This window comes from Aureimonas pseudogalii (assembly GCF_014196835.1).
GTDB lineage: Bacteria > Pseudomonadota > Alphaproteobacteria > Rhizobiales > Rhizobiaceae > Aureimonas > Aureimonas pseudogalii.
Genome location: NZ_JACIEK010000011.1, coordinates 81,876 through 107,808 on the forward strand (window position 1 = coordinate 81,876; position 25,933 = coordinate 107,808).

At 72.0% G+C, this 25,933-nt stretch carries 25 protein-coding genes and 1 riboswitch; of the genes, 12 read left to right on the plus strand and 13 right to left on the minus strand.

What is annotated here, in order from left to right; all coding sequences use genetic code 11:
- Positions 1-13: 13 nt before the first annotated feature.
- A complete protein-coding gene (locus GGR04_RS17325; protein ID WP_183201192.1) occupies positions 14-1,369 on the plus strand; it encodes a UDP-glucose dehydrogenase family protein in 1,356 nt (451 codons plus the stop codon).
- A gap of 58 nt (positions 1,370-1,427) precedes the next feature.
- Here GGR04_RS17325 and GGR04_RS17330 read toward each other — a convergent pair whose 3' ends face one another.
- Complete coding sequence (locus tag GGR04_RS17330) at positions 1,428-2,252, minus strand: adenosylcobinamide-GDP ribazoletransferase (protein WP_183201193.1); 825 nt, start codon at positions 2,250-2,252, stop codon at positions 1,428-1,430.
- Between the two features lie 179 nt (positions 2,253-2,431).
- Between GGR04_RS17330 and cobT the strand changes: the two genes are divergently transcribed.
- Positions 2,432-3,448, plus strand: coding sequence for a nicotinate-nucleotide--dimethylbenzimidazole phosphoribosyltransferase (gene cobT / locus GGR04_RS17335; protein WP_183201194.1), 1,017 nt, complete (start codon positions 2,432-2,434; stop codon positions 3,446-3,448).
- Positions 3,449-3,471: 23 nt separating this feature from the next.
- On the opposite strand, the gene cbiB is transcribed toward cobT, so the two are convergent.
- The 3 genes from cbiB to GGR04_RS17350 are packed head-to-tail and all read right to left on the minus strand — an operon-like array spanning position 3,472 to position 6,832.
- On the minus strand, positions 3,472-4,446 hold the full coding sequence (gene cbiB / locus GGR04_RS17340; RefSeq protein ID WP_183201195.1) for an adenosylcobinamide-phosphate synthase CbiB: 975 nt from the start codon (positions 4,444-4,446) through the stop codon (positions 3,472-3,474).
- Complete coding sequence (gene cobD / locus GGR04_RS17345; RefSeq protein ID WP_183201196.1) at positions 4,443-5,480, minus strand: threonine-phosphate decarboxylase CobD; 1,038 nt, start codon at positions 5,478-5,480, stop codon at positions 4,443-4,445. The genes cbiB and cobD overlap by 4 nt, the downstream gene beginning before the upstream one ends.
- Positions 5,477-6,832 carry a cobyrinic acid a,c-diamide synthase CobB gene (locus GGR04_RS17350; RefSeq protein WP_183201197.1) on the minus strand — a complete coding sequence of 452 codons (1,356 nt, stop codon included), beginning with the start codon at positions 6,830-6,832 and terminating at the stop codon, positions 5,477-5,479. Before GGR04_RS17350 ends, cobD begins: the two co-directional genes overlap by 4 nt.
- Before the next feature lie 45 nt (positions 6,833-6,877).
- Here GGR04_RS17350 and GGR04_RS17355 point away from each other — a divergent pair, with 45 nt between their 5' ends.
- A complete protein-coding gene (locus GGR04_RS17355) occupies positions 6,878-8,017 on the plus strand; it encodes a cobalt-precorrin-5B (C(1))-methyltransferase (protein WP_183201198.1) in 1,140 nt (379 codons plus the stop codon).
- Positions 8,014-8,751 carry a cobalt-precorrin-6A reductase gene (locus tag GGR04_RS17360; RefSeq protein ID WP_183201199.1) on the plus strand — a complete coding sequence of 246 codons (738 nt, stop codon included), beginning with the start codon at positions 8,014-8,016 and terminating at the stop codon, positions 8,749-8,751. Before GGR04_RS17355 ends, GGR04_RS17360 begins: the two co-directional genes overlap by 4 nt.
- Before the next feature lie 22 nt (positions 8,752-8,773).
- On the opposite strand, the gene cobM is transcribed toward GGR04_RS17360, so the two are convergent.
- The 7 genes from cobM to GGR04_RS17395 all read right to left on the minus strand — a co-directional run bounded on the left by cobM (position 8,774) and on the right by GGR04_RS17395 (position 15,979).
- A complete protein-coding gene (gene cobM / locus GGR04_RS17365; RefSeq protein WP_183201200.1) occupies positions 8,774-9,562 on the minus strand; it encodes a precorrin-4 C(11)-methyltransferase in 789 nt (262 codons plus the stop codon).
- Positions 9,559-11,388, minus strand: a complete 1,830-nt coding sequence (gene cobJ, locus GGR04_RS17370; protein ID WP_183201201.1) for a precorrin-3B C(17)-methyltransferase — start codon at positions 11,386-11,388, stop codon at positions 9,559-9,561. The genes cobM and cobJ overlap by 4 nt, the downstream gene beginning before the upstream one ends.
- Positions 11,385-12,119: a precorrin-2 C(20)-methyltransferase gene (gene cobI / locus GGR04_RS17375; protein ID WP_183201202.1), complete on the minus strand. Its 735-nt coding sequence runs from the start codon at positions 12,117-12,119 to the stop codon at positions 11,385-11,387. Before cobI ends, cobJ begins: the two co-directional genes overlap by 4 nt.
- Positions 12,116-13,333, minus strand: coding sequence for a precorrin-6y C5,15-methyltransferase (decarboxylating) subunit CbiE (cbiE, locus tag GGR04_RS17380; RefSeq protein ID WP_183201203.1), 1,218 nt, complete (start codon positions 13,331-13,333; stop codon positions 12,116-12,118). The genes cobI and cbiE overlap by 4 nt, the downstream gene beginning before the upstream one ends.
- On the minus strand, positions 13,330-14,007 hold the full coding sequence (locus GGR04_RS17385; protein WP_183201204.1) for a precorrin-8X methylmutase: 678 nt from the start codon (positions 14,005-14,007) through the stop codon (positions 13,330-13,332). Before GGR04_RS17385 ends, cbiE begins: the two co-directional genes overlap by 4 nt.
- 10 nt (positions 14,008-14,017) lie before the next feature.
- Complete coding sequence (locus GGR04_RS17390) at positions 14,018-15,325, minus strand: sirohydrochlorin chelatase (RefSeq protein ID WP_183201205.1); 1,308 nt, start codon at positions 15,323-15,325, stop codon at positions 14,018-14,020.
- A gap of 228 nt (positions 15,326-15,553) precedes the next feature.
- On the minus strand, positions 15,554-15,979 hold the full coding sequence (locus tag GGR04_RS17395; protein ID WP_210291856.1) for a MerR family DNA-binding protein: 426 nt from the start codon (positions 15,977-15,979) through the stop codon (positions 15,554-15,556).
- A gap of 58 nt (positions 15,980-16,037) precedes the next feature.
- Between GGR04_RS17395 and GGR04_RS17400 the strand changes: the two genes are divergently transcribed.
- Positions 16,038-16,811, plus strand: coding sequence for a glutaredoxin family protein (locus tag GGR04_RS17400; protein WP_183201207.1), 774 nt, complete (start codon positions 16,038-16,040; stop codon positions 16,809-16,811).
- A gap of 308 nt (positions 16,812-17,119) precedes the next feature.
- On the plus strand, positions 17,120-18,487 hold the full coding sequence (gene mgtE / locus GGR04_RS17405) for a magnesium transporter (protein ID WP_183201208.1): 1,368 nt from the start codon (positions 17,120-17,122) through the stop codon (positions 18,485-18,487).
- A gap of 44 nt (positions 18,488-18,531) precedes the next feature.
- On the opposite strand, the gene GGR04_RS17410 is transcribed toward mgtE, so the two are convergent.
- Complete coding sequence (locus GGR04_RS17410; protein WP_183201209.1) at positions 18,532-19,614, minus strand: catalase family protein; 1,083 nt, start codon at positions 19,612-19,614, stop codon at positions 18,532-18,534.
- 235 nt (positions 19,615-19,849) lie between these two features.
- On the opposite strand from GGR04_RS17410, the gene GGR04_RS17415 reads away from it, so the two are divergent.
- The 3 genes from GGR04_RS17415 to GGR04_RS17425 all read left to right on the plus strand — a co-directional run bounded on the left by GGR04_RS17415 (position 19,850) and on the right by GGR04_RS17425 (position 22,763).
- Positions 19,850-20,596 (plus strand): TSUP family transporter, encoded by a 747-nt coding sequence (locus GGR04_RS17415; RefSeq protein WP_183201210.1) that lies wholly within the window; start codon positions 19,850-19,852, stop codon positions 20,594-20,596.
- 17 nt (positions 20,597-20,613) lie between these two features.
- Positions 20,614-22,077, plus strand: coding sequence for a cobyric acid synthase (locus tag GGR04_RS17420; protein WP_183201256.1), 1,464 nt, complete (start codon positions 20,614-20,616; stop codon positions 22,075-22,077).
- A 104-nt stretch (positions 22,078-22,181) separates the two neighbouring features.
- A complete protein-coding gene (locus GGR04_RS17425) occupies positions 22,182-22,763 on the plus strand; it encodes a cytochrome b (RefSeq protein WP_183201211.1) in 582 nt (193 codons plus the stop codon).
- 4 nt (positions 22,764-22,767) lie between these two features.
- Here GGR04_RS17425 and GGR04_RS17430 read toward each other — a convergent pair whose 3' ends face one another.
- Positions 22,768-23,634 carry an SDR family NAD(P)-dependent oxidoreductase gene (locus GGR04_RS17430; RefSeq protein WP_183201212.1) on the minus strand — a complete coding sequence of 289 codons (867 nt, stop codon included), beginning with the start codon at positions 23,632-23,634 and terminating at the stop codon, positions 22,768-22,770.
- Between the two features lie 284 nt (positions 23,635-23,918).
- A riboswitch (cobalamin riboswitch) is annotated at positions 23,919-24,156 on the plus strand.
- A 32-nt stretch (positions 24,157-24,188) separates the two neighbouring features.
- Between GGR04_RS17430 and GGR04_RS17435 the strand changes: the two genes are divergently transcribed.
- The 3 genes from GGR04_RS17435 to cobU all read left to right on the plus strand — a co-directional run bounded on the left by GGR04_RS17435 (position 24,189) and on the right by cobU (position 25,933).
- Entirely contained in the window at positions 24,189-24,392 is a 204-nt protein-coding gene (locus tag GGR04_RS17435; RefSeq protein ID WP_183201213.1) for a CbtB domain-containing protein, read from the plus strand.
- A gap of 285 nt (positions 24,393-24,677) precedes the next feature.
- Positions 24,678-25,415: a CbtA family protein gene (locus GGR04_RS17440; RefSeq protein WP_183201214.1), complete on the plus strand. Its 738-nt coding sequence runs from the start codon at positions 24,678-24,680 to the stop codon at positions 25,413-25,415.
- Complete coding sequence (gene cobU, locus GGR04_RS17445) at positions 25,412-25,933, plus strand: bifunctional adenosylcobinamide kinase/adenosylcobinamide-phosphate guanylyltransferase (protein ID WP_183201215.1); 522 nt, start codon at positions 25,412-25,414, stop codon at positions 25,931-25,933. The genes GGR04_RS17440 and cobU overlap by 4 nt, the downstream gene beginning before the upstream one ends.

A 25,933-nucleotide genomic window follows, 5' to 3' on the forward strand; every position in this document is an offset into this window, starting at 1 on the left:
TCAAGGTGATCTCATGCGCATTACGATGATCGGCAGCGGCTATGTGGGCCTCGTCTCGGGAACCTGCTTCGCCGATTTCGGCCACGACGTGATCTGCGTCGACAAGGACGAGGCCAAGATCCGGGCGCTGGAGGAGGGCAAGATCCCGATCTTCGAGCCCGGGCTCGACGCGATCGTGGCGCAGAACCGGCGCTCGGGGCGCCTCACCTTCACCACCGATCTCTCAAGCGGCCTCACGGAGGCCGACGTCGTCTTCATCGCGGTCGGAACACCCTCGCGCCGCGGCGACGGCCATGCCGATCTCTCCTACGTCTATGCCGCGGCGCGCGAGATCGCCCTCGGCGTCAAGGGCTTCACGGTGGTGGTCACCAAGTCCACCGTGCCGGTGGGCACGGGCGACGAGATCGAGCGCATCATGCGTGAGACCAATCCGGAGGCCGACATCGCGGTGGTCTCCAACCCCGAGTTCCTGCGCGAGGGCGCCGCGATCGAGGACTTCCGCCGGCCCGACCGCATCGTGGTGGGCCTCTCGGACGAGCGCGCGCGCGAGGTGATGGAGGAGGTCTACCGGCCGCTCTACCTCAACCGCTCGCCGCTGCTCTTCACGACGCGCCGCACGTCGGAGCTCATCAAGTATGCCGGCAACGCCTTTCTCGCCATGAAGATCACCTTCATCAACGAGATGGCCGATCTCTGCGAGAGCGTCGGCGCCGACGTGCAGGAGGTGGCGCGCGGCATCGGGCTCGACAATCGCATCGGCTCGAAGTTCCTCCATGCCGGCCCCGGCTATGGCGGCTCGTGCTTTCCGAAGGACACGCTGGCCCTCGTCAAGACCGCGCAGGACCACGGCTCGCCCGTGCGCCTCATCGAGACCACCGTCGCGATCAACGACACGCGCAAGCGCGCCATGGCCCGCAAGGTGATCGCGGCCTTCGGCGGCGACGTGCGCGGCAAGACGATCGCCATCCTCGGCCTGACCTTCAAGCCCAACACCGACGACATGCGCGATTCGCCCGCGATCTCGATCATCCAGGCGCTGCGCGACGCGGGGGCGCAGGTCTCGGCCTACGACCCCGAGGGGATCGAGAACGCCCGCCCCATGCTGGAGGGCGTCACCTTCGGCACCGGCCCCTACGACATCGCGGAAGGGGCCGACGCGCTCGTCATCGTGACCGAGTGGAACGCCTTCCGCGCCCTCGACTTCCGCCGCCTCGCGGGCGTGATGCGCACGCCGCTGCTCGTGGATCTGCGCAACGTCTACAGCCGCGACGAGGTGGCGCCCTACGGCTTCGGCTATCTCGGCATCGGCCGCCCGCTGGAGGACGATCTCGGGGTGCTCGCCTCGCCGGAGACCCGGCGCGCCGGCTGACGGATCTGGCCGGTCGAGACGACGTTCGATCCGCTGCCGCGCGTGCCGGATCGCGCCGTCAGGGCAGAGCGAGCGCGAACCCCAGAAGCAGCGCGATCTCGGTGAGTTGCTGGGCGGCGCCGAGCGTGTCGCCGGTCTGGCCGCCGAGACGGCGCATCAGGATGCCCGCCAGCCGAAACAGCACGAGAAGCGCGAACGCGAGGCCGAGAAACGCCGCGCCCACGCCCCGCACCGCCGCGGCTTCGAGGCTCGCCCCCTCCCCCGCTGCCAGCACGCCCGCCGCTGCCCCCGTCAGCACGGCGAGCGCCGCGCCGAGAAGCGCCGCGCGGCGCCCAGCGGCCGGTCCCGGTCGCCCCACGCGGTCGGCGAGCCCGCCGCGATCGGCCGTCGGCAGCGCCGACCAGAGCCAGGCCATCGCCCCGCGACTGGCGGCCGCCGCGCCCAGCATCGCCAGCGCTCCCACGGTCGGCTGGCGTACTGCAAGATCGGCAACGAGCGTGATCCGCAGGAGGAGCGAGCCCATCAGCGCCAGCGCGCCATAGGTGCCGATGCGGCTGTCCTTCATGATGGCGAGCGCGGCCTCGGCGTCGCGGTGGCCGAACAGCCCGTCGGCGGTGTCGCCGAGCCCGTCCTCGTGCAGCGCCCCGGTCAAGGCCACCAGCGTGAGCACCGCAAAGGCGGCGGCCGCCAGAGGATCCAGCCCGAGCCGGCAGAGGACGATGAGGAGGCCGGCCGGCAGCAGGGCGGCCACCAGCCCGGCCACGGGAAACGCCGGGGCATCGCGCCCGAGTGGGTACGGCCCGCCGGCAAAGGCGCGCGCGGCCGGCGGCAGCCGGGTGAGAAAGGCGGTGGCCCGCAAGACGGAATGGAGGAACGCGATCATCGCGCGACCATGCCCGAGCCCGCGCGATTCGTCGCCATCGCGAGCGGGAGCGACGAACGAGGGCCCCGCGAAGCCGGCCCCGTCGCCATGCACCTCGGTTTGCGCCGGCCCGGCTTTCTTCCTATGACGCGGAACACTCCCGCGGCTCGCGTCGCGAAACCCTTCGAGAGACGTGCCCCATGTCCGCCACCGGCCTGCCCTTCGACGATATTCGCGCGCTCATCGCCTCCATGCCCGGCCCGGATGTGCGTGCGCGCCACGACGCCCGCCACCGGCAGGAGGAGTTGACGAAGCCCTCGGGCAGCCTCGGCCGGCTGGAGGAAATCGCCGAATGGATGGCGGCCTGGCAGGGGCGCGCGCCCAGCGTCGACCGGCCGGTGGTGGCGGTGTTCGCCGGCAATCATGGCGTGGCGGCGCGCGGCGTCTCGGCCTATCCCTCGTCGGTGACGCAGGCGATGGTGGAGAATTTCGCTGCGGGGGGCGCGGCGATCAACCAGCTCTGCGCCACCTTCGACCTCGGCCTCAAGGTCTTCGACCTCGCGCTCGACTATCCCACCGGCGACATCAGCCGCGAGGCCGCGCTCTCTGAAAAGGACTGCGCGGCGACCATGGCCTTCGGCATGGAGTGCCTCGCCGGCGAGCCCGATCTCCTGTGCATCGGCGAGATGGGCATCGGCAACACGGCGGTGGCCGCCGCGATCTTCGCCGCGCTCTTCGGCGGCACGGCGGCCGAGTGGACGGGCGCCGGCACCGGCCACGACGCCGCCGGCATCCGCGCCAAGGCCGCGGTCGTGCAGGAGGCGCTCGATCTCCACGCGCCGCATCTCGGCGATCCGCTGGAGGTGCTGCGGCGCCTCGGCGGGCGCGAGATCGCGGCGATGGCGGGCGCGATCCTCGCGGCGCGCCAGCAGCGCGTGCCGGTGATCGTCGACGGGTTCGTGGCGACCGCCGCCGCCGCCGTTCTCTTCGCCATGGATCGCTCCGCCCTCGACCATTGCCTGTTCGGCCACGTCTCGGCCGAGACCGGCCACCAGCGTGCCCTTCAGGCGATGGGCAAGGTGCCCGTGCTGGCGCTCGGCATGCGGCTCGGCGAGGGCACGGGCGCGGCCATGGCCGCGGCGGTGGTGAAGGCGGCGGTCGCCTGCCACACGGGCATGGCGACGTTCACGCAAGCCGGCGTCGCCGGCCCGGCCTGAGCGTCGTCCGTCTCCACGCGTCGTCAGAGCACGGCGACGAGGACCACGGCCAGGACGCTCGCCGCCAGCAGCGTGTCGCCGACGCATCCGAACAGCGCGAGTGCGTCCGCGATGTCACCCGTGCCGGCCTCACGCCGGCCGGCCGCGTTGAGCATCGGCGCGTCCACCACGAGTTCGCCGTAGCGCCGGGGCCCGCCGAGCGCGAGGCCGAGCGCGCCGGCCATCGCGCCCTCCGGCCAGCCGGCATTGGGCGAGCGGTGGTGCGGCGCGTCGCGGCGGGCGGCATGGAGAGCCCCGCGGGCGGCGGTACGGCCTCGCCGCAGGAGGGCGGCGAGCGCGAAGAGCCCGGCCGTCAACCGCGCCGCCGGCCAGTTGGCGAGATCGTCGAGCCGCGCGGCGCCATAGCCGAACTCGCGATAGCGCGCGTCGAGGTGCCCGATCATCGAGTCGGCGGTGTTCAGCATCTTGTAGGCCATCAGGCCGGGCAGGCCGAAGAGCACGAGGAAGAGCCAGGGCGCGACGACGCCGTCGGAGGCGTTCTCGGCGAGGCTCTCGATCGCGGCGCGTCCGACCCCGGCGGCGTCGAGCGACTGTGGGTCCCGCCCGACGATCATCGACACGGCGCGGCGCCCCGCTTCGACGCCGCCCGTCTCCAGGGCGACGGCCACCCGGCGCACGTGATCCGCGAGGCTCTTCTGCGCCAGCAGCACCGAGGCGACCACCGCCTCGGCGGCAAGCCCCGCAGGCCCGAGCCCACGTAAACCCACCTCGATTGCGAACCCCAGCCCGGCGGCAAGCGCCAAGAGCGCGAGGATCGCGGCAATGCCCGAGGCCTTGCGCCACCGGGGCGGCCATTGCGGCCGGTTGAGACCGCGCTCCGTGGCGGCGATGGCCCAGCCGAAGCCGACCACGGGATGGGGCAGCCGCCGCCAGAGCCAGTCGGGATCGCCGACGAGCCGGTCGATCAGCGTGGCGCCGAGCAGCACGACCGCGCTCAACGGACTCTCTCCCCCTGGGTCCTTCGCGCCTCGGCCATCCCCTCGCACAGCGCCCGCGTCAGCCGCGCGGCCTCGCCCTCGTTCCGCACCGAACCGAGCCGCAGCCAGTCGGTGCGCAGCGAAAAGGGTCGCGTCAGGATGTGGCGGTGTGCCAGCGCCTCGAACAGCGCGCCGGCCAAGGGCGCCTCGACCAGCGCGAAGAGCGCGGCGTCCCCCGTCGGCTTCAACCCGCCCGCGCGGATCGCCGTGCGCGTCAGCGCGGCGCGGCTGGCGATGCCCTCTCGCAATCCCTCGACCAGAGCGTCGTCCGCCATCCAGCGCGCGGCGATCGCCAGCGCCGGGCCCGACACCGCCCAGGGGCCGAGCCGCTCGTCGAGGCGCGCGGCGAGATCGGGCGTCGTCAGCGCGAAGCCGAGCCGCAAGCCCGCCAGCCCGAAGAACTTGCCGAAGGAGCGCAGCACTGCGAGCCCTGGCCGGCCGGCGTCGGCCGCCAAGGTTTCACGTGTGTCGGCGTCCATGAAGGCCTCGTCCACGACGAGGTGACCGCCGGCGGCGGCGAGCCGGTCCGCCAGCGTCAAAAGCTCAGCGCGCAAGAAGCGGCGGCCGTCGGGGTTGTTGGGGTTGGCGAGAACGGCGAGGCGGATGTCCGGCGTGAGGTCGGCAAGGGTCGAAACCGTCCGCACCTCGTGGCCGGCGGCGCGCAACGCCCTCTCGTGCTCGGCATAGGTCGGCGCCAGAACGGCGGCGGGGCCGGGCGGCAGGAGATGCGGCAGCAGCGAGATCAGCGCCTGGCTGCCGGGCGCGGCGACGAGGCCGGCCTCGCCGGGGGCGGCGTAGAAGCGCCGGGCGGCCTTGCTCGCCGCGCCTTCGAGCGCGGCTTCCGGCAGACGCGTCCACGTCTCGGGGTCGAGCGCTGGCAGCGGCGGAGCCACCGGATTGATGCCGGTGGAGAGGTCCAGCCAGTCGGCCCGCACGCCGCCATAGCGCGCGATCGCGGCATCCAGCGCCCCGCCGTGACGGCGCGCCGCGTTCATGCCGCCCCCCGGTCGACGACGTGGAGGAACGAGCCGGCGACACGCCCGCGTGCGAGGCCCATCGCGCCGAGATCAGCACCGAGCGCGTCGCGCGCTGCGAACAGCCGGTCGGCCTCGCCCTCGCGCAGGACAGTCGCATAGTGGAACTCGTGCGCCGTCAGCGGATGGGCCCAGGGCGAGGCTTCGAGCGGGCTGAGGCGGCGATAGCCGAGATGACGGCGGCGCAGGCGAAACGAGGTCGCGAGCGGCAGGAGGCCGAGCATCGCGTGCGTCTTCCCGTCCGCATCCTCCAGCGTCTCGCCGAGCGCCATGTAGCCGCCGCACTCGCCATAGATCCGCGCGCCGCGCACGGCCGCCGCATGAACCCCGGCGCGAAAACCCGCCGCGTCGGCGAGACGCCCGGCATGCAGCTCGGGATAGCCGCCGGGCAGGAACACCGCGTCGGCATCCGGTGCCGGGCCCTCGTCGGCGAGCGGCGAGAAGAAGGAAAGCTCCGCTCCCGCCGCCTGCCAGCCGTCGAGGAGATGGGGATAGGCGAACGCAAACGCGACGTCGCGGGCCACCGCGATGCGCTGACCGAGAGGCGTGAGCGGCGTAGCGGCAGGCGAGCCGGTGCCTTGCGTGCCTGAAAGGTCGGCGTCGGCGCGACCGGGCCCCGCCAGCAGCCGCATCAGCAGCGCCTCGTCGAGCCCCTCGCCGATCCCATCCGCCGCACGCTCGAGAAAGGCCTCCAGCCCCTCGGTTTCACCAGCTTGCACGAGGCCGAGATGGCGCTCGGGCAATGCGAGATCGGCCCGCGCCGGCAGCGCCACGAGCACGGGTAGGCCGAGCGGCTCCAGCGCAGCTCGCAGCATCGCCTCATGCCGTGCGCTGCCGACACGGTTGAGGATCAAGCCGCCGAGCACGACATCCGCGCGGTGGTCGCGAAAGCCGCGCACGAGGGCGGCCACCGAGTGCGACTGGCGCGCGCAGTCGATCACCAGCACCACCGGCAGGCCCAGCAGCACGGCCAGATCGGCCGCCGAACCGGTGCCGTCGGCGGCGCCGTCGAAGAGGCCCATCATGCCCTCCACCACCAGCGGCCGGTCGCCGCTGCCGGCGAGGCGGCGGAGCAGCGCCGGCCGCATCGCCCACGGGTCGAGATTGACGCTGGACCGTCCGCTTGCCGCCGCGTGGAAGGCGGGATCGATATAGTCCGGCCCGGCCTTCGCCGGGGCGACCTCGACGCCGCGCCGCGCCAGCCAGCGCAGCAGCGCCAGCGTCGCCAGCGTCTTGCCGCTGCCGGAATGCGGCGCGGCGAGCAGGAAGCCGGGGCGGGCGTGGGACGGGGGGGGGGCGGGACGATCGGACATGAGCCCGGCGCTTTTCGCACGAAGCCGCGCGGCCTATAAGCCCCCATGGGCTTCAATCTCGGCAGGCGGCGGCAGGGCGGCGACGGCAAGCGCGAAGGGGAGACCCTTCGCCGTGGCTGGACCACGGGCGCCTGCGCCACCGCCGCCACGAAGGCCGCGCTCACCGCCCTCCTCACCGGTGAATTTCCCGATCCCGTCGAGATCACGCTGCCGAAGGGCGAGCGCCCCGCCTTCCCGCTCGCCCGCACGCGGCTGACGCAAAGCGAAGCCTTCGCGGCGATCGTCAAGGATGCGGGCGACGATCCCGACGTGACGCATCTCGCCGAGATCAGCGTCACCGTGCGCCTCGGAAAAGCCGGCTCGGGTGTCATCTTCCGCGCCGGCGAGGGTGTCGGCACCGTTACGCTTCCCGGCCTGCCGATCCCAACGGGCGAGCCCGCGATCAACCCGGTGCCGCGCGCGCTGATGTGTGCCGTGGTCGACGACGTTTGTCGGCTAACAAACTCAGCGTCGGACGTCGAGATTACGGTCGGTGTCGCCGATGGCGTAGCCTTGGCAGAGAAGACCTGGAACGGCCGGCTCGGCATCGTCGGCGGTCTGTCGATCCTCGGGACCACCGGCATCGTCCATCCCTTCTCCTGTGCCGCCTGGATCCACTCCATTCATCGCGGCATCGACGTGGCGCGTGCGAGCGGCCTTCGCCGCGTCGTCGGCGCCACCGGCTCCAGCAGCGAGGACGCCGCGCGCCGGCTCTATCCCGACCTGCCGACGGTCGCCTATCTCGACATGGGCGACTTTGCCGGAGGGCTCCTCAAGTACCTCCGTGTCCACCCCGTGCCAGCACTGACGATCGCCGGGGGCTTCGCCAAGCTGACGAAGCTCGCGGCGGGCTCGCTCGACCTCCATTCCGGCCGCAGTCAGGTGGACTTCGCTTTCCTCCTGCGGCTCGTCGCCGAGATCGACGCCGGCGCGGCCGAACGGCTGGCGCCGGCCATCCTCGGCGCCAACACGGCGAAGGCGGTGCTCGACCTCTGCACGGCGGGGGGGCTGGACCTGCCGGCCCTCGTGGCCGCGCGCGCTCTTGCCACCGTGCGCGAGACCCTGCGCGAAGCGCCCGTGGCCGCCGAGATCGTCGTCACCGACCGGTCTGGCGCGGTGATCGCCCATGTGCGGGAGGAGCCGTGACGGGCGAGGCGATCCTGCTTCTCGGCGGCACGTCGGAGGCGACGATCCTGGCGCAGCGCATCGCGCGGGAGCGGCCGGGCGACCGGCTGGTGGTCTCGCTTGCCGGACGCACGCTCGCGCCGGATCGCGGCGAAGGCGAGACGCGGATCGGCGGCTTCGGCGGCGCGGCGGGGCTCGCGGCGTTTCTCGTGACCGAGCGCATGACCCGGCTCGTGGACGCAACGCATCCCTTCGCCGCCGGCATCTCGCGCAATGCGGTCGCAGCGGCGACGCGGGTGGACATCCCCCTGCTCACGCTACTGCGGCCGCCCTGGACCCGGGCACCTGATGAACACTGGATCGAGGTCGCCTGTCTCAAGGCCGCGTGCGACGCGCTGCCGGCGGGCGCTCGGCCCTTCCTGGCACTGGGGCGCCAGCACATCGCGCCCTTCCGCCACCGGCCGGACCTCGCGCCGGTGCTGCGCATGGTGGACCCGCCCACCGAGCCCCTGCCCTTCGCGGCCAAGCTGGTGATCGGCCGACCCGGTCAGAGCGTGGAGGCGGAAGCCGCGCTCCTGTGCGAGCACGCCGTCACGCATCTCGTCTCGCGCAATTCCGGCGGCGCCCGCTCCCACGCCAAGATCGCGGCAGCACGGCTCCTCGGCATCCCCGTGGTGATGATCGCCCGCCCGCCCGAACCTGCGGGCCCCTTGGCGCGCGGCGTGGACGAGGTGATGGCGTGGCTCGCCGGCTAAACACCATCCGGCCGAGTGCGGATCAGTCCGCCGCCTTCGCCGTCTTGCGTGCGTTCGGCCGCAGAATATGGGGATGCGCGGCGTCGTAGAGCTTGGAATCGACGAAGCCCTCCGCCGCAAGCCCCCGGCCGACCAGAACCAGCGCGGTGCGCGTGAGCTTGGCCTCGCGCACGAGCCGGGCGATCGTGGAGAGCGTGCCGCGGATGAAGCTCTCGTCCGGCCAGCCGACGCGGTAGGCGACCACCACCGGGCAGTCCGGTCCGTAGGCGGGGATGGGCGAAAGCTCGCGCTCGATATGGGCGAGGTTGCGGATCGAGAGGTGGATCGCCAGCGTCGCGCCGCTCTGCCCGAGCGTCGCGAGATCCTCGCCCTCGGGCATGCCGGAGGATTTCATCGAGGTGCGCGTCACCACCACGGTCTGACAGACCTCGGGCACGGTGAGTTCGAGCTTCAGCGCGGCGGCGGCCGCCGCGAAGGCGGGCACGCCGGGCGTCACGTCGTAGGGAATGCCGAGCGCGTCGAGCCGGCGCATCTGCTCGGCCGTGGCGCCGTAGATCGACGGGTCGCCGGAATGGACGCGGGCCACGTCGAGGCCGGCTTCGTGGGCGGCCGCCATCTCCGCGATGATCTCGTCGAGATGCATCGGCGCGGTGTCGAGGACGCGCGCGCTTTTCGGTGCGGTGCGAACGATCTCCTCCGGCACCAGTGAGCCGGCAAAGAGACAGACCGGACAGCGCTCGATGAGACGCAGGCCCCGCAGCGTGATGAGATCGGCCGCGCCGGGGCCGGCGCCGATGAAATGGACGGTCATGCGGCGTCTTCCGTGGAGGCGGGGGCAATCCCAGTGCCGGGCTTGGCGGCGTAGCCGCGCGGCGTGTAGGCGAAGCGGCGCCCCTCGCCGGTGGTGACGACGCGCGTGTTGGTGGAGCCGACGACGACGACGGTCAGCATGTCGACCTCGTCGACGTCGAGGCGTCCCAGTTCCACGATGCGTACCCGCTCGCCCTCGCGGCCGAGATTGGTCGCGAGGATCACCGGCGTCTCCGGCGCGCGATGGCGCAGGAGCACGTCGCGGGCGAACGCCAGCTGGGTGCGGCGCTTCATCGACACCGGATTGTAGAAGGCGATGACGAAATCGCCCGCGGCGGCCGCCTCGACGCGGCGCACGATGTCGGGCCACGGCGTCAGAAGGTCGGAGAGCGAGATCGTGCAGAAGTCGTGGCCGAGCGGGGCGCCGGCGCGGGCGGCCGCGCCTTGCAGCGCGGAGATGCCGGGCGAAACCTCGATCTCGATGCGCCGCGCGCTGTCCGACAGGTCGCCGCGATCGAGAAGCTCGAAGACGAGCGTCGCCATGGCGTAGATGCCGGCATCGCCCGAACAGACGAGGGCGACGGTGCGCCCCTCGCCGGCGAGTTCCATCGCATGGCGCACCCGGCGCTCCTCCGCGCCGAGGTCGAAATCGTGGCGCGCCTTGCCCGCCGCGAGGGGACCGAGGAGATCGAGATAGAGCGAATAGCCGACGAGGTCGGTGGCCTCCGTCACCATCGCCGAAACCTCGGGCGAACGCCACGCCGCGCCGCCCGGCCCGATGCCGACGACGAAGAGGCGCCCGCGCGCACGGCCGATGGTGGCGGGGTCGAGAGGCCGCGGCGCCTCCGCCAGAGCGGCCGTGGCGCGGGCCGATTTGCGCTTGGGGGTCAGGAGAGCGCCGGCCGGGCCGACGGCGGCGAGCGCCGCGCCCTCCGACACGCCATGGCAGCCGGTCTCGCGGAAGACGATCTCGGAGGGGTTGGCGAGGCGCGGCGCCTGGCACTCCAGCGTGGCGGCGTCGAAGAAGCGGGCGGGCACGCCGAAATGGGCGGCAACCGCATGCACCGCCGGCTCGTCTGCCTTCAGGTCGATCGAGGCGACGGCGGCGAGGCTCGACGGGCTGACGCCGGCCTCATGCAGCACGCTTTCCGCCAGGGCGATCGCCTCGGCCGGCTCGGTGCCGCGCTCGGTGCCGACCCCGAGCACCAGCGTCTTCGGGCGGTAGAGGAGTTCGAGCGGCCGGGGCGTGCGCGCCTCGCTCGTGGCGCTGAGGGTGACGCGGCCGTCGTCGGAGACGGGAATGCGCGAGCCCGCGAGCCAGTCCGCCGCGCCCTCGATCCAGGCGAATTCGCCGGCCACCAGTTCGGCCATCACCGCCTTGGCGTCGTCGGGATTTTCGAGATGCCAACCTTCGGGCGGCTCGTCGAGCGCCACGCCGAAGCGCAGGTCCCCCGCCGTGGTGACGGCGGCGACGCCCCCGGTGAGCGCGGCGCAGCGGCGGGCGAGGTCGTTGGCGCCGTGGTGGCCGCCGAGCAGCGGCACGGCCGCCGAGCCGTCCTCGGCCAGCACCACCACGGGCGGTTCCGCCTGCTTGTCGGCGAGGAGCGGCGCGAGGATGCGGATGAGCGCGCCCGCCGCCACCATCGCGACGATCGGGCGCCCGGCGAGGAAGAGCGCGCGGATGTGCTCGGCGGCGCCGTCGAAGAGGATGTCCGCCTCCGGCACGCGGGCGCGGGCGCCATGGATCTCGGCGCCGAGGCCCTCCGCCAGACGGCGCGCGAGCGGCAGGGCGGCCGGGGAGAGAAGCAGCAGGACGGGTCTGGTCATCGGCCGGGCTCGGCGGGCGCGAGGGGGCCGAGAATGGCCGGCTCGGCGCCGCGATAGAGGAGGACGAGGGCGAAGTAGGGCGCGGCGTCGCCGGTCTCGGCGAGCGGCAGGATGCGCTCGCCCGGCAACGAGACGCGCTCGGCATAGACGGCTTGGCCCGTCAGCCCCATCGAGGCGATCAGCGTCTTTACACGGCCGAAATGGCGCCCGAGCTTGAGGATCGCGACGCTGTCCGCCGCCTCGATCCGCGCTCGCAGCGCCTCGTCCGGCAGCGTCGCCGGGAGGATTGTCACCGCGTCGTGCCGCGCGCTCAAGGGGCGGCGGATCGCAGCCGCGCCGGCCATCACCGAGGAGATGCCGGGCACGATCGTCGTCTCGTATCGCGCGGCGAGGCGGGAGAACAAGTAGAGGAACGAGCCGTAGAAGAACGGGTCACCCTCGCAGAGCACGGCGACGTCGAAGCCGGCTTCGAGTTCGGCCGCGATGGCATGGGCGGCGGTGTCGTAGGCGGCCTGCCCCGGCGCGCGGTCGGTGGACATCTCCAGGGGAATGGCGATCTCGCGCTGGCCGCCGGGCAGATGCGGCGCGGCGATGGTGCGGGCAAAGCTCGTGCCGCCCGCCGCCAACGGGTAGGCGATCACCGGAACCGCGCGCAGCAGCCGGTGCGCCTTGAGCGTCAGGAGTTCGGGGTCACCCGGCCCGAGGCCGAGCCCGTAGAGGCGCCCGCTCACGGCAGCTGCGCCTTCGTCAGGTGCCAATGGGTCACCGGCATGGCCGGACGCCAGCCGCGATAGGGGCCGACCGGCTCGGCGCGACTGACGCCGACGCGCAGCAATTCGCCGCCGTGCACCTCGTGCAGCGCCAGAAGGATCGCCTCCGATTCCAGCGTCACGGCATGAGCGACGAGCCGCCCGCCGGGCTTCAACGCGTTGAAGGCGGCGACGAAGAGGCCGTCGGTCAGCCCGCCGCCAAGGAACACGGCGTCGGGCGCCTCCAGACCCTGAAGCGCCGCGGGTGCGCGGCCGTCACGGATGTCGATGCCATGGGTGCCCAGCCGGAAGGCGTTCTCGGCAATCATGGCGCGGCGCTCGGCCACCGGCTCGATCGCGACCGCGCGGGTGCCCGGCGCGGCGCGCAGCCATTCCACGGAGATCGAGCCCGAGCCGGCCCCGACGTCCCAGAGAAGGAGGCCGGGCGCCGGCTCCAGCGCGGCGATCGCGAGCGCGCGGAGCACGCGCTTGGTCATCTTGCCGTCGTGGCGGAAGGCCTCGTCCGGCAGGCCTCCGGTGCGGGCGAACTCGCGCGTTTCGGGATCGGCGCGGCATTCGACGGCAACGAGGTTGAGCGCCGCGATGCCGCCGAGGTCGAACGATCCGGCTTCGGCATCGCGCACGCGCTCGGCAGCGCCGCCGCAATGTTCAAGAACGGTGAGCCGGCTTTTCCCATAACCCCGGTCGGCGATGAGCCGCGCGATCGCGGCGGGCGAGGCGCCGTCCTCCGACAGGACGAGCCAGCGGGCGCGATCGGCGATCTCGGGGTTGAGCGCTGCGACGGGCCGGCCGTGGACGGTGAGGCAGCGCAGGTCTTCCAGCGACCAGCCGAGGCGGGCGGCGGCCAGCGCAAAGGCGGAGGGCGCGGGCAGGACGACGGCTTCGCCGGGCGCCAGGATCGAGCGCAGCCAGCGCGCCGGGCCGAACCAGGAGGGATCGCCGGTGGCGAGCATGGCGGCGGGCCGACCGCGGGCAGCGAGAATGTCGGCGGCCGAATCGGCGAAGGGCGAGCGCCATGCGATGCGCTCGGCCGGGTGATCGTCGGGCAGCATGGCGAGATGGCGCGCGCCGCCGAAGACGATCTTGGCGCGGCCGAGCGCCGCCGCCTGCTCGGGCGTCAGCGTTGCGAGGCCACCGTCGCCGACGCCGACGACGTGGAGCCAGGCGCCGCTCATGCGACGCCGCCGCGAAGGCCGGCGGCGAGTGCGTTGACGGCGGCCGAGGCCAGGGCGCTGCCGCCGCGCCGGCCGCGCAGCGTCACGAAGGGCACGCCGCGCGGATTGGCCTCGAGTTCGGCCTTGGATTCGGCAGCGCCAACGAATCCGACGGGCAGGCCGAGGATCACGGCCGGGCGCGGCGCGCCCTCGTCCAGCCGCTCCAGAAGGCGGAAGAGCGCGGTCGGCGCGTTGCCGATCGCCACCACCGCCCCGGCGAGATCGCCGGTCCAGAGATCGACCTGTGCGGCCGAGCGCGTCGTGCCAGCCGCTTGAGCCTGCTCGCTGACGCCGGCTTCGTTCAGGCGGCAGATCACGGCGTTGTTCGCCGGCAGATGCCGGACGATGATGCCGTGGCGCACCATCTCGGCATCGACGAGGATCGGCGCGCCGGCCGCGAGCGCTGAGGCCCCGGCCGCGACGGCGCCGGGCGACATCACGAGATCGGCGAGGATGTCGACCATGCCGCAGGCGTGGACGAGGCGGATGGCGAGCGCCCGCTCGGGCTCGGCGAGGTCCGCCAGAGCGGCGCCCCCCTCGCGGCGAATCGCTTCGAAGCTCGCGTCGTAGATGCCTTGCGGATCGCGCAGGTAGGGGAGCGGCTTGGATGTGAGCGGCACGGGGTCAGGCGACATGGCGCAGCCCTCAGCGCCGCTTCATCGAGCGGGGCCCCAGCGGGTGGTCGGCATGGGGATAGGGGTGGTGCGTGTGCCCGTGGTCGCCGTGGCCGTGGCCGTGGCCGTGGCCGTGAGCATGCGCGTCCCCATGCGAATGGGAATGACCGTGACCTGCCGGCTCATTTCCGTGCGCGTGCGCCGCTTCGTGCGAATGGATGTGGGGATGCGGGTTATCGTGAGCATGGGGGTGGGCGTGGTCATGGCCGTGCGAATGCGCATGGTCGCCATGGTCATGCGTATTCGCCTCGGAGGCATGTTCGTGACCGTGCCGGGCGGAATGCCCCTGCCCGCCCGCCACGTGCGAGTGTCCATGAGACGCACCCTCCGCCGCGTGGTCGTGCCCCTCCATCGCCGCAGCCTTGCAGGCACCGATGCAGGTTCCCTCGCAGAAGCGGCAGTCGGCGGTCGTGCCGATGCCCTCGACATGGTGGTGATGGCTCTCCTGCGGCAGGCCGACCTCCACCTCGAAGCCCAGCACCTGCTCGCGGTACTTGCACATCTGGCAGTTCATGTTGTTCGTGCCCTCGATCGTCTCGCGCAGACGATCGACGAAGGTCTCCACCACGAGGTCGTGGGCGCCGAGATAGCCGGCTTTCAGGAAGCGGATCTCGGGATGGCGCGCGGCCACCGCGTCGGTGGCGTCGAAGATGCGGCGAACCAGGATGCCGGTGAAGAGGAAATAGGGGAAGACGACGATACGCCGGTAGCCGAGGCGCGAGGCGTGCTCGAGGCCGGGATCGACGAGCGGGAAGGTGACGCCGGAATAGGCGGTCTCGCCCCAGCCGAAGCCGAGCCCCTCCCAGAGCATGCGCATGACCTTGGCGACGTTGGAATTGGCGTCAGGGTCCGAGGCCCCGCGGCCCACCACCACGAGCATCGTGTCGTGCAGCGCCTCGCCGTCGCGCCAGCCATCGTCCCGCAGGCACTCGCGGATGCGCTCGCCGGCGGCGCGGATCATCTTGGGGTCGATGCCGAGTTCGCGCCCGTAGGTCACGGGTAGGCCGTTGGCGGCCGAATAGGTGTTGAGGACGGAGGGAATGTCGTTCTTGGCGTGGCCGGCGGCAAACAGCATGCCCGGCAGCGCCATCACCTCGCGCGCGCCCTCCGACCGCAGCTTGTCGAGACCTTCGCGGATGATCGGCTTGGCGAATTCCAGATAGCCGTATTCGACGCGCCAGTCCGGCAGGCGCCGGGCGATCTTCTCGGAGAGGCCGCGAAACTCGTCCACCGCCCCCTGGTCGCGGCTGCCATGGCCGCACAGCATCAAGGCCTTCATCGCATCGTCTCCTCGTCTTCGCCGGAGGAGGCGCCGCGGGCGTGGAGCCCGGCAGCGACGCGATCCGACAGTTTTCGCGTGCCACCCCCGGTTTGGGTCGGCGCATCGCAAAATCCGGTGTCGAGCCCGTGAGGGCACCGTCAGTTGAGCGGCCTCCATGACGGGAATGCGCCGGCAGGTCAAATCACGGGACGCAGTGACGCCGTCCGGTGCGCGGGCGCCCGCCGGTCACGAGGGCTCGAACGCCGCGAGGATCGGGCACGGCCCCGCCGACCCCGCGCCGCATTCGCGCGTCAGGCGTGACAGGGCCTCGCGCGCGGCCTTCATCTTCGCGATCTCGGCGTCCAGCGCCGCGATCCGCCCGGCGGCGAGCTCGCGGGCGCGGGCGCGGTCGTCTGTGGCGTCGAGGGCGAGAAGCTCGGCGATCTCCTCCAGCGTGAACCCCGCCGCCTTGGCGGAGCGGATGAAGCGCAGGCGGCGGACGGCTTCCTCGCCATAGCGCCTGATGCCGCCGCCGGACCCGCCGCCTTCCGGGCGTGTGGGCGTCTCCAAGAGACCGCGCCGTTGATAGTAGCGCACCGTCTCGACGCCGACCTCGCCCTCGCGCGCCAGCCCTGCAATCGTCCATTCCCGCATCGCTTGACTCCGTACCAGGGTACGGACCCCATATGGGGAGCAGTTCGCCCATCAACGAGACGAGAAAGCTGCTTCCATGTCGTCCGCAGCCGAGCCCCGCCACGCCGTGCTCTACCGCATGGTGACCGACACGCATGTCTGCCCCTACGGGCTGAAGGCCCGCGATCTCCTCCGGCGGCAGGGCTACGCGGTGGAGGACCGTTGGCTGACGACACGCGAGGCGACCGACGCCTTCAAGGCCGAGCACGACGTGAAGACGACGCCGCAGACCTTCATCGACGGTCGGCGGATCGGCGGCTACGACGACGTGCGCCGCCACTTCGGAAAGGCGGTCGCCGACCCGAAGGCCACCAGCTACAGGCCGGTGGCGGCGCTGTTCGCGATCACGGCCCTGATGGCACTGGCCGCGAGCCATGCGGTCGATGGCACCGCCTTGACGCCGCGCGCGGCCGAGTGGTTCGTGGCCTTCAGCATGGTGGTGCTGGCGCTCCTAAAGCTGCAGAACGTCGAGAGCTTCGCCACCATGTTCCTGAACTACGATCTCCTGGCGAAGCGCTGGGTGCCCTATTCCTACCTCTACCCCTTCGCCGAGGGGCTGGCGGGCCTCCTGATGATCGCCGGCGTGCTGAACTGGATCTCGGTTCCGGTGGCGCTGTTCGTCGGCACGGTGGGCGCGGTGTCGGTGTTCAAGGCCGTCTATCTCGACAGGCGCGAGCTGAAATGTGCCTGCGTCGGCGGCGCGAGCAACGTGCCGCTCGGCTTCGTGTCGCTGACAGAGAACCTGATGATGGTCGCCATGGCGCTGTGGATGGCGGTCAAGGTCTGGGGGCCGGCGGCCGGCCCCATGTGAGGCCACGACCTCGCGAGAAAAGCCGCCTCGGACCGGGGCGCCAAGCCAGTGAACCCGTCCAATTCGTAACATCACGCCCACTTGATCGGGGCTTCGGAAAGTGCCAATTCCCTCCTCGCTCCGCCGGCCCTCCCGCCGCGCGGGGCATCTCAAAACGGACCTCACCGACCCCATGCCCAGCGACAGTCACCCTCGATTGACGTCGCCGCGCGCGTGTCTTGCCGGACGCCGCCTCCCGCGCATCGCCTGACGCGCCGTGGGGTCGCCTTCCGCCGGACTCCGCACGCGGCGATCCACGGAGACGACCCATGCAAGACCTTCTCGATCGCGATCGGCTCGCGAGCCATGACCGCTCGGGCGACCTCGGCGCCCTCCATGTCGCCGACATCGCCGTCCATCTCGACGCGCTCTCGCCGGCGGAGGCCGCGCTCGCCGTGTCCCGCCTGCCGCTGGAGCGCGCCGCGGCGGTTCTCGACCATCCCTCCTTGGCCGACCCCACGGGGCTCCTGGCCGCGCTGGAGCCCTCCGCCGCCGCCGCGATCCTCGACGCGATGGCGGCCGACCGTCTGGCCGATCTCTTCCGCGACATGGAGGAGCCGCCGCGCAAGCGCTTGACCGCGCTGCTGACGCCGGAGGCGCGCGCCATCGTCGCAGCGCTGCTCGTGCATCCCGTCCACAGCGCGGGCGCACTGATGACCACCGAGTTCGTCAGCGTTCCCGCCAGCTGGAGCGTGGGCGAAACGCTGCGCCACATCCGCGAGGTCGAGAGCGAGCGCGAGACGATCTACGCGATCTACGTGCTCGATCCCGTCTCCCATCGGCTTCAGCGCTCGGTGTCGCTGCGCCGCCTGATCTCGGGCGACCCGGAAGCGCCCGTCGGCTCGGTGGCGCGCTTCGAGCGGCCCGTCACGGTGCTGCCGCAGGTCGATCGCGAGGAGGTGGCCCGCCTCATCTCGAAATACGACCTTCTCGCCATCCCCGTGGTGGACGAGAAGAACCACATGCTCGGCATCGTCACGGTGGACGACGTCATCGACGCGATGACGGAGGAGACCACGGAGGACGTGCACAAGTTCGGCGGCATGGAGGCGCTGGACGAGCCCTACACGCGCATCGGCTTTCTCGACATGCTGCAGAAGCGCGCCGGCTGGCTCGCCGTGCTCTTCCTGTCGGAGATGCTGACGGCAAGCGCCATGCAGCATTTCGAGGACGAGCTGGAAAAGGCCGTCGTGCTGACGCTCTTCATTCCGCTCATCATGAGCTCGGGCGGCAATTCGGGGTCGCAGGCGACCTCGCTCATCATCCGCGCGCTGGCGCTCGGCGAATTGCAGCTGAAGGACTGGTGGCGCGTGGCGCTGCGTGAGGCGCCGACGGGCCTCGCGCTCGGCAGCTTCCTCGGCGTCATCGGCATCGCCCGCATCGCGCTGTGGCAGCAAACGGGGATCTACGACTACGGGCCGCACTGGCCGCTGGTGGCGCTGACCGTCGGCCTAGCGCTCGTGGCGATCGTCACCTTCGGCTCGCTTGCGGGCTCGATGCTGCCCTTCGCGCTGAAGCGTCTCGGCTTCGACCCGGCGAGCGCCTCGGCGCCGTTCGTGGCGACGCTCGTCGACGTCTCCGGCCTCGTCATCTACTTCTCGGTGGCGACGCTGGTGCTAAGCGGCACGCTGCTCTGAGCCCATCCGGGAGGCCGAAATCTCGACCTCCCGGATCGCCCGTCTCAGGCGGGGATGCGATCGACCGTGCCGGTGTTCTCGGCGGCGATGCCGTTCTCGGCGTGGCGGAACTTCGACAGCGCCTCGTAGACCTGCAGCCGGGCCCGCATCACCGAGCCGAGCGGACGGTGTGCGGCCAGGCCATGGGCGGGACGGAAGGTCATCACGTCGTCGAAATAGCGCCGGCGGGCGTCGCTATAGGCGTCCTGCGCGGGCACGCGCAGCGTCGCGACGGTGCGGTAGGGGCTTTCCTCGGTCGGCCAGTCGACCGAGGCGTCCTCGATCGACTGCGTCTCGGCGTTCGTCCAGAGCTGCACGCGCAGTTCGAACACCGCCTCCTGGGCCCGCAGATAATCCACCGCCGCGTGGCGGAAGCCGTCCTCGTCGTCCTTCGGGTCGAGCGTCCAGTCCTTCAGCGCGAGCTGCGCCGGAGCCACCGGAAACAGCCCGAACTTGGCGACATGTTCGCCGTAGCGCAGCGGCGCCTGGCTGAAATAGGGCTCGGCGAGCGGGTGCGAGAAGGGATGGCCGAAGAAGTCGGCCTTTGCGCTTTCGGTGCCGAAGGCGTTCAGCACGGTGTTGACGCCGCGCATCGCGGCCGAGACCGCGCTCTTGAAGCCCTCGGGCATCGGCGTCGCCGTGCCGATCATCTTGCCGTCGCGCAGGAACCCCTTCGCGGTGCCGGAGGGAAAGGTCGTGCCGGTGGCGAGCACGAAGTCCTGCGTCTCGGCATCGTGGCCGGGCAGCTTCTCGCCGGCGACGCCGAAGACCTTCAGGGACACGCCGCGATGGGTGGAGACGCGGTCGCCGAGCGTCTCGCCCGGTCCCTGCGCGAAGCGCAGGGCGACGTCGAACGTGCCGCCTGCCGCGAACAACCCTTGCGCCAGTTCCGGCGGCAGCGCCGGCGAGACCGCGAGCGTGCCGAGCGCGCAGGCGCTGCTCTTGGCGTGGCTGGCGCGCACCGCATGGCCGTCGCGCTTCTCCACGGTCTGGCTGGATTTCGTCATTCCGTCGATGATCCCGCGGATCGTCGCCTGCTCGTCCGGCTCGGGCGTCTCGATCTCGGGGGCGTAGCGAAGCGGCGTCATGGCGGATCCTTTCCCAGGAAGGGGCAGCGGGCGACCGATCGTCGGCGCCGCCTTTGGAGAGGAAAAGCGACCGGACCGGCCGTCCGTTCCCGCGCAAGACGATAGCGCGCCAACGACTTGGGCCCTCGGGCAGATCCCGCCGCGCCGCCGGGAAGCTCTCGCTCGACGCGTGGCGCTTGCGCGGCATGCGCGCCGCGGCCTATGCCCGGTCGTCCCCGCCGCCGGATTGCAGCCCATGTCGCCCGAAACGATCTTCCTCCTGCTCGTCGGGGCCGCCTTCCTCGCCGGCTTCGTCGACGCGATCGCCGGGGGCGGCGGCATGATCACCGTGCCCGCCCTCCTCATCGGCGGGCTCGATCCGCTCACCGCGCTCGGCACCAACAAGCTGCAGTCGCTCTTCGGCTCGGGATCGGCGACGATCTCCTATGCCCGCAAGGGGCACGTCCATCTGCGCTCGCTGCTCCCGGCCGCCGCGCTGTCCTTCGCCGGCGCCGTGGCCGGCGCGCTGCTCGCGGCCAACCTGCCGCTCGAGTTCCTGCGAACGCTCCTGCCCTTCCTCCTCATCGCCATCGCCGTCTATTTCGCGGTGAAGCCCGGCCTGTCGGACATCGACCGCGAGCGCCGCATCTCGCCGCGCAGCTTCGCGCTCTTCCTCGTGCCGCTGGTCGGCGCCTATGACGGGCTGTTCGGACCGGGCACAGGCTCCTTCTTCATGCTCGCCTTCGTGGGCCTCGCGGGCTACGGCGTGTTGAAGGCCACCGCCCACACCAAGCTTCTGAACTTCGCCTCCAATGTCGGCGGCTTCGCGGTCTTCGCGGCCGTCGGCTCGATCCACTGGAAGCTCGGCCTCGCCATGGGGGTGGCGCAGTTCCTCGGCGCCCGGCTCGGCGCGGCCTCGGCCATGCGCTTCGGGGCACGGCTCATCCGCCCGCTTCTCGTCACCGTCTGCATCGCGCTCGCCGTGAAGCTCCTGTGGTCGTGAGCCGCACGCCCGCCCTGATGCTGCAGGGCACGGGCTCGGACGTGGGAAAAAGCGTCCTCGTCGCCGGGCTCTGCCGGCTCTTCGCCGACCAGGGCTTGCGGGTGCGCCCGTTCAAGCCGCAGAACATGTCGAACAATGCCGCCGTCGCCGCCATTCCCGGCAGCGACGAGTGGGGCGAGATCGGCCGCGCGCAGTGGCTGCAGGCGCTGGCCTGCCGCGTGCCGCCCACCGTCCACATGAACCCGGTGCTCCTCAAGCCGCAGTCCGAGACGGGCTCGCAGATCGTGGTGCAGGGCCGCGTCGCCGGCGCCGCGCGGGGCCGCGACTACCAGCGCCTCAAGCCGGCGCTCCTCGCCCGCGTCCTCGAGAGCTTCGAGCATGTCTGCGCCGACGCCGATCTCGTGATCGTGGAGGGCGCGGGCTCGCCCGCCGAGATCAACCTTCGCGCCGGCGACATCGCCAACATGGGCTTTGCCACCGCGGCGCGCGTGCCCGTGCTGCTCGTCGGCGACATCGACCGCGGCGGCGTCATCGCCTCGCTCGTCGGCACCCACGCGATCCTGCCCCCCGAGGACCGCGCCCCGATCGCGGGCTTCCTCGTCAACAAGTTCCGCGGCGACGTGTCGCTCTTCGACGAAGGGCTGGCGGCCGTCACGCGCTTCACCGGCTGGCCCTCCTTCGGCGTCGTGCCCTGGCTTGCCGGAGCCGCGCGGCTGCCGGCCGAGGATTCCGTGGCGCTGGAGCGCCTGTCGCGTCAGCCCGCTCGGGCGGGAGACGTGGTGGTCGCCGTGCCGCGGCTGGAGCGCATCGCCAATTTCGACGATCTCGACCCCCTCCTCCATCATCCCGGCGTCACGGTCGTCTTCGTGGCGCCGGGCGAGCGGCTGCCCGAGCGCGCCGATCTCGTGCTGATCCCCGGCTCGAAATCCACGATCGCCGATCTCCTTGCCCTTCGCCGCAACGGTTGGGACCGCGATCTCGCCGCCCACCATGCACGCGGCGGGCGCGTCCTCGGCCTCTGCGGCGGCTACCAGATGCTCGGCCGGCGCATCCGCGACCCCGAGGGCGCGGACGGCGAGATCCGGGAAGCCGAAGGGCTGGGGCTCCTCGACGTCGAGACGGTGATGGCGGGCGAGAAGACCGTGCGCCCCGTCGCCGCCCGCTCGCCCGAGGGCGACCCGATCGAAGCCTACGAGATCCACATGGGCGCGACCGACGGCCCCGACCGCGCCCGGCCGCTGGCGCTGATCGACGGCCGCCCGGAGGGCGCCACCAGCGCGGACGGGAGCGTCGCCGGCACCTATCTGCACGGGCTCTTCACCGCCGACCGCTGGCGCGCGCACTTCCTCGCCAATCTCGGCCTCACCGACGCCGGCAGCCGCTACGGCGACGGCGTGGAGGCCGCGCTTGACGAGATCGCGGCGGATCTCGCCCGCACGCTCGACACGCCCGCGATGCTGCGGCTGGCGCGCACGCGCTGAGCGAATGGTCCCCATCAAGGGATCCTCCGGCTTCGCTTACGAAAGTTTCATTGGCCGCCTTCTATCGGGCCCCTAGAGTTGTGTTGGTGCACAAGGAGCCCCGTATGGACCGCACCCGACCGCTTGCCGACACGCCGCTCGGCTACGGCCTCGTCAGCCGCACGCTGCACTGGGGCATGGCGCTGCTCTTCGTCTGGCAGTTCGCGAGCGCGATCCTACGCGTCGTCGCCGAGGACACGGCCGTCGAGGGTTTCTTCTGGAACACACACTACTCGGTCGGCTTCACGCTCTGGTTGCTCGTGCTCCTGCGCGGCGCCTGGGGCCTCGCCAATCTTCGCCGCCGCCCGGCCCACGAGGGGCCGCCGCTGCAGGCGCGCGCCGCCACCGCCGGCCATCTCGTGCTCTACGCGCTGATGATCGTGGTGCCGACCCTCGCCATCCTTCGCGCCGCCGGCAACGGGCGCGGCCTCACCGTCTACGGACTGCAGCTCGTGGCGCCCGGCGGCGAGCCGAACCCGACCCTCACCGCCCCCGCCAATCTCGCGCACGGCTTCCTCGGCTGGACGCTGCTCGTCCTCATCGCCGGCCATGTCGCGATGGCGCTCCATCACGGCCTCGTACGCCGCGACGGAACGCTCACCCGCATGACGCGCGGCCCCGACGCGCGGTCGCTGCCGGCGGAGTGACGCCTCAGCCGGCGTCCGCCTCGTCCTCGCCCGCCGCATAGGCCGCGAAATGCTCGGCATAGTCCTTGTGCCAGCGCGACAGCGGCGGCCGGTTGTCGATGATGTCGCCCGCCGCCCAGCGCATGCGTCGCTCGTCCAGCCGGCGCGGCGTGTCGTTGTCGGGGCAGAGGATGTAGAAGTCGCCGGCCTCCAGCCGCTCCATCATGAAGTCCACCGTCTCCTCCGCCGTCCAGGCCCCCGCCGGCTTTTCCGTGCGGCTCCCCTTCGTCAGCCCCGTCCACACGAAGCCGGGAATGAGCAGCGCCGCCTCGACCTGCGCGCCCTGCGTGTTGCGCAGCTCGTGCTGCAGCGCCTCGGTGAACACCTTCACGCCTGCCTTCGAGACGTTGTAGGCGGGGTCGCCCGGCGGCGTCGTGATGCCCTGCTTCGATCCCGTGTTGACGATCAGCCCGGGCTCGCCATGCGCCAGCATCGAAGGTCCGAAGACCCGCGTGCCGTTGATGATGCCGCCGAGATTGATCGACAGCACCGCGTCCCAGTTCGTCTGGTCCCCGAAGATCGACGAGCCCGGCTGGATGCCGGCATTGTTCATGAGCACATGCACCTTGCCGAACGTCTCGGCGATGTGCGCCGCCGTCTTCTCCAGCCCCGCCCGGTCGCTGACGTCGCACGCCGCCGCCAGCACCTGATCCGGCCCGTCCGCCAGGGCCTCCAACTCGGCGAGCGCCGCCGCCAGATCCTCAATCCGCCGATCCACGATCGCCACCCTCAACCCGGCCCGCACGAAGCGCTTCGCCGCCGCCAGCCCGATGCCGGACGCGCCTCCCATCACGACGGCCGTGTGCAGCGGGGCGATGGCGGGATGATGCATGACAGGTCTCCTCGGTGAGTTCCCAGCGCACATAGCAACCCCCCGCGCCATTTCGAGCCGAGGGTGGCGGGTGGCATGGCGGGGCTGCCGCCCCGGTCCCCGCCCTGGGGCTGACACCCCCGGACCCCCGCTTGCTTTATCGATGATCGGGGCGGGCCAGCGGCCCACCCCGATCATCGACGAAGTGATGGGGATCCAAGGGCTTCAGGCCCTTGGCGGGGTCTGGGGCAGAGCCCCCGTCTTCCCCACCCGCCGCCCGCGGATTGACTCGGCCCCGGGGGTGGCTATCCTGCGCGGTGGATGGTCCCGCGTCGCGACTTGCGTGCGCGGGCTAAGAGGGAATGCGAAGGGCCGACTTAAACCAAGGGCCCGGATCGCAGCCGACCCCGCGACTGTAGAGCGGCGAGGTTCCTCCACCCGGCGGCGACGCGCCACCGGGAAACGCCACTGGGTTCGCCCGGGAAGGCAGGAGACGACCGACGACCCGCGAGCCAGGAGACCTGCCATCCCTTTGAGAGGCGGCCAGCCCGGCCGCCGCCACGGAGGTTGAGCCCATGAATGCGACGCGCCCCACGGCCGTTTCGCCGGACGCCCTGTCGTCCCCATCCGACACATCCCTGTCCACGCGCCTTCTCGGTGCGGCCACGGCCTTCGCGCTCGGCGCGTTCTTCGTCTGGGGCGCCGGCTTCGCCGGGGCCGAGACGCTGCACGACACCGCACACGACGCCCGCCACGCGATGGGCCTGCCCTGCCACTAGGCGCTTGACGCTGCCCGGCGTTGAGCGCTCCGCCGCTGCGGCGGTGGGCGTCTTCGCCGGGATCGAACGCCCGAGCGTTCGCCGCCTTGGCTGCCTGCTCCGCGCTTCGTGCGCGAGGATGCCCCCCTGGCCGTTCGGTCGGCGGGTCGTCCCTCGCGTTCGCGTGCGAGTGGAGAGGCGAGCGGCGGCTCGGCAGGATGGACAGGCAGAGCCCTTCCCGGTCGCGGCTTCCCTTCAGAGGAAGCGCGTCGGAGAGAGCCCGTTTCACACAGGATGGAAACGACGATGATCGTCAGGACGATTTTGGCCGCGCTGCTGGCCGGCATGCTCGCGGGGCTAGCGGTGACGTCGGTCCAGCATTGGAAGACGACGCCGCTGATCGTCGCGGCCGAGGTCTACGAGGACGGCGGCACCGTCGATCACGACCACGCGGCGGGTCTGCCCGCGCTCGTCTCGCCCGCCGCGGCCCATACGGCGGCCCACGGCGCGAACGAGGAAGCGGCGGGCACGACGCTGGTGGCGAGCCGGCTTCTCGGAACGGCGATGGCCAACATGGTGCTCGGAGCGGGCTTTGCGCTGGTGCTGGCGGCCGCGAGCCTTGGTCTCGGCCAGCCGGTGACGCTGCGCAACGGCGCGCTCTGGGGCCTCGCGGGGTTCGCGGTGGTCTCGCTCGCCCCGGCGCTCGGCCTGCCGCCGGAACTGCCGGCGATGCCGGCGGGGGATCTCGCCGCACGCCAACTCTGGTGGGCGCTGACGGTGGGGGCCACGGCGATCGGCCTCGGCCTCGCGGTCTTCGCCGCGCGGCCGGCCCTCAAGCTCGCGGGCGGCGTATTGATGATCCTGCCGCTCTTCTCTACCGCGCCGCACCCGGCCGATCTCGCGAGCCCGATCCCGCCGACGCTGGCGGCCGAGTTCGCGGTGGCCTCGCTCGCCGTCTCCGCCCTCATGTGGGTGGCGATCGGCCTGGCGCTCGGCTTCGCGCTGGAGCGCACGCGCCGCGCCGCCGTGCTCGCGCCGGCGTGACGGGCGGCGGAACGCATTTCGTCCTCGGCGGCGCGCGCTCGGGCAAGAGCGCGCTCGCCGAAGGGCTGGTCGCGGCGAGCGGCCTTGCGCCGGTCTATCTCGCCACGGGTCAGGCCTTCGACGAGGAGATGCGCGCGCGGATCGACGAGCACCGCGAGCGCCGCCCGCTCCCGTGGCGCACGGTGGAGGCGCCGCTCGATCTCGTGCACGCCATCGAGCGGGAGGCGAGCCCTGATACGGCGATCCTCGTCGACTGCCTGACGCTCTGGGTCACCAACCTCATGCTGGCGGACCGCGACGTAGGGGCGGAGGGCGAACGCCTCGCCGCCCGCATCGCCGCCGGCCTGCCCGGCCTTGTGGTCCTCGTCTCCAACGAGGTCGGGCTCTCCATCGTGCCGGAAAACCGGATGGCGCGCGATTTCCGCGACCAGGCCGGCCGGCTCCACCAACGTATCGCCGCGGCCTGCGACGAGGTCACCTTCGTCGCCGCCGGCCTGCCCCTCAAGCTCAAGGGCTGA

Coding starts and splice junctions, on each gene's coding strand:
- GGR04_RS17325 (WP_183201192.1), top strand. CDS start 14: ATGCGCATTACGATGATCGGCAGCGGCTATGTGGGCCTCGTCTCGGGA.
- GGR04_RS17330 (WP_183201193.1), bottom strand. CDS start 2,252: ATGATCGCGTTCCTCCATTCCGTCTTGCGGGCCACCGCCTTTCTCACC.
- cobT (WP_183201194.1), top strand. CDS start 2,432: ATGTCCGCCACCGGCCTGCCCTTCGACGATATTCGCGCGCTCATCGCC.
- cobD (WP_183201196.1), bottom strand. CDS start 5,480: ATGAACGCGGCGCGCCGTCACGGCGGGGCGCTGGATGCCGCGATCGCG.
- GGR04_RS17350 (WP_183201197.1), bottom strand. CDS start 6,832: ATGTCCGATCGTCCCGCCCCCCCCCCGTCCCACGCCCGCCCCGGCTTC.
- GGR04_RS17355 (WP_183201198.1), top strand. CDS start 6,878: ATGGGCTTCAATCTCGGCAGGCGGCGGCAGGGCGGCGACGGCAAGCGC.
- cobM (WP_183201200.1), bottom strand. CDS start 9,562: ATGACCGTCCATTTCATCGGCGCCGGCCCCGGCGCGGCCGATCTCATC.
- cobJ (WP_183201201.1), bottom strand. CDS start 11,388: ATGACCAGACCCGTCCTGCTGCTTCTCTCCCCGGCCGCCCTGCCGCTC.
- cbiE (WP_183201203.1), bottom strand. CDS start 13,333: ATGAGCGGCGCCTGGCTCCACGTCGTCGGCGTCGGCGACGGTGGCCTC.
- GGR04_RS17385 (WP_183201204.1), bottom strand. CDS start 14,007: ATGTCGCCTGACCCCGTGCCGCTCACATCCAAGCCGCTCCCCTACCTG.
- GGR04_RS17390 (WP_183201205.1), bottom strand. CDS start 15,325: ATGAAGGCCTTGATGCTGTGCGGCCATGGCAGCCGCGACCAGGGGGCG.
- GGR04_RS17400 (WP_183201207.1), top strand. CDS start 16,038: ATGTCGTCCGCAGCCGAGCCCCGCCACGCCGTGCTCTACCGCATGGTG.
- mgtE (WP_183201208.1), top strand. CDS start 17,120: ATGCAAGACCTTCTCGATCGCGATCGGCTCGCGAGCCATGACCGCTCG.
- GGR04_RS17410 (WP_183201209.1), bottom strand. CDS start 19,614: ATGACGCCGCTTCGCTACGCCCCCGAGATCGAGACGCCCGAGCCGGAC.
- GGR04_RS17415 (WP_183201210.1), top strand. CDS start 19,850: ATGTCGCCCGAAACGATCTTCCTCCTGCTCGTCGGGGCCGCCTTCCTC.
- GGR04_RS17420 (WP_183201256.1), top strand. CDS start 20,614: ATGCTGCAGGGCACGGGCTCGGACGTGGGAAAAAGCGTCCTCGTCGCC.
- GGR04_RS17425 (WP_183201211.1), top strand. CDS start 22,182: ATGGACCGCACCCGACCGCTTGCCGACACGCCGCTCGGCTACGGCCTC.
- GGR04_RS17430 (WP_183201212.1), bottom strand. CDS start 23,634: ATGCATCATCCCGCCATCGCCCCGCTGCACACGGCCGTCGTGATGGGA.
- GGR04_RS17435 (WP_183201213.1), top strand. CDS start 24,189: ATGAATGCGACGCGCCCCACGGCCGTTTCGCCGGACGCCCTGTCGTCC.
- GGR04_RS17440 (WP_183201214.1), top strand. CDS start 24,678: ATGATCGTCAGGACGATTTTGGCCGCGCTGCTGGCCGGCATGCTCGCG.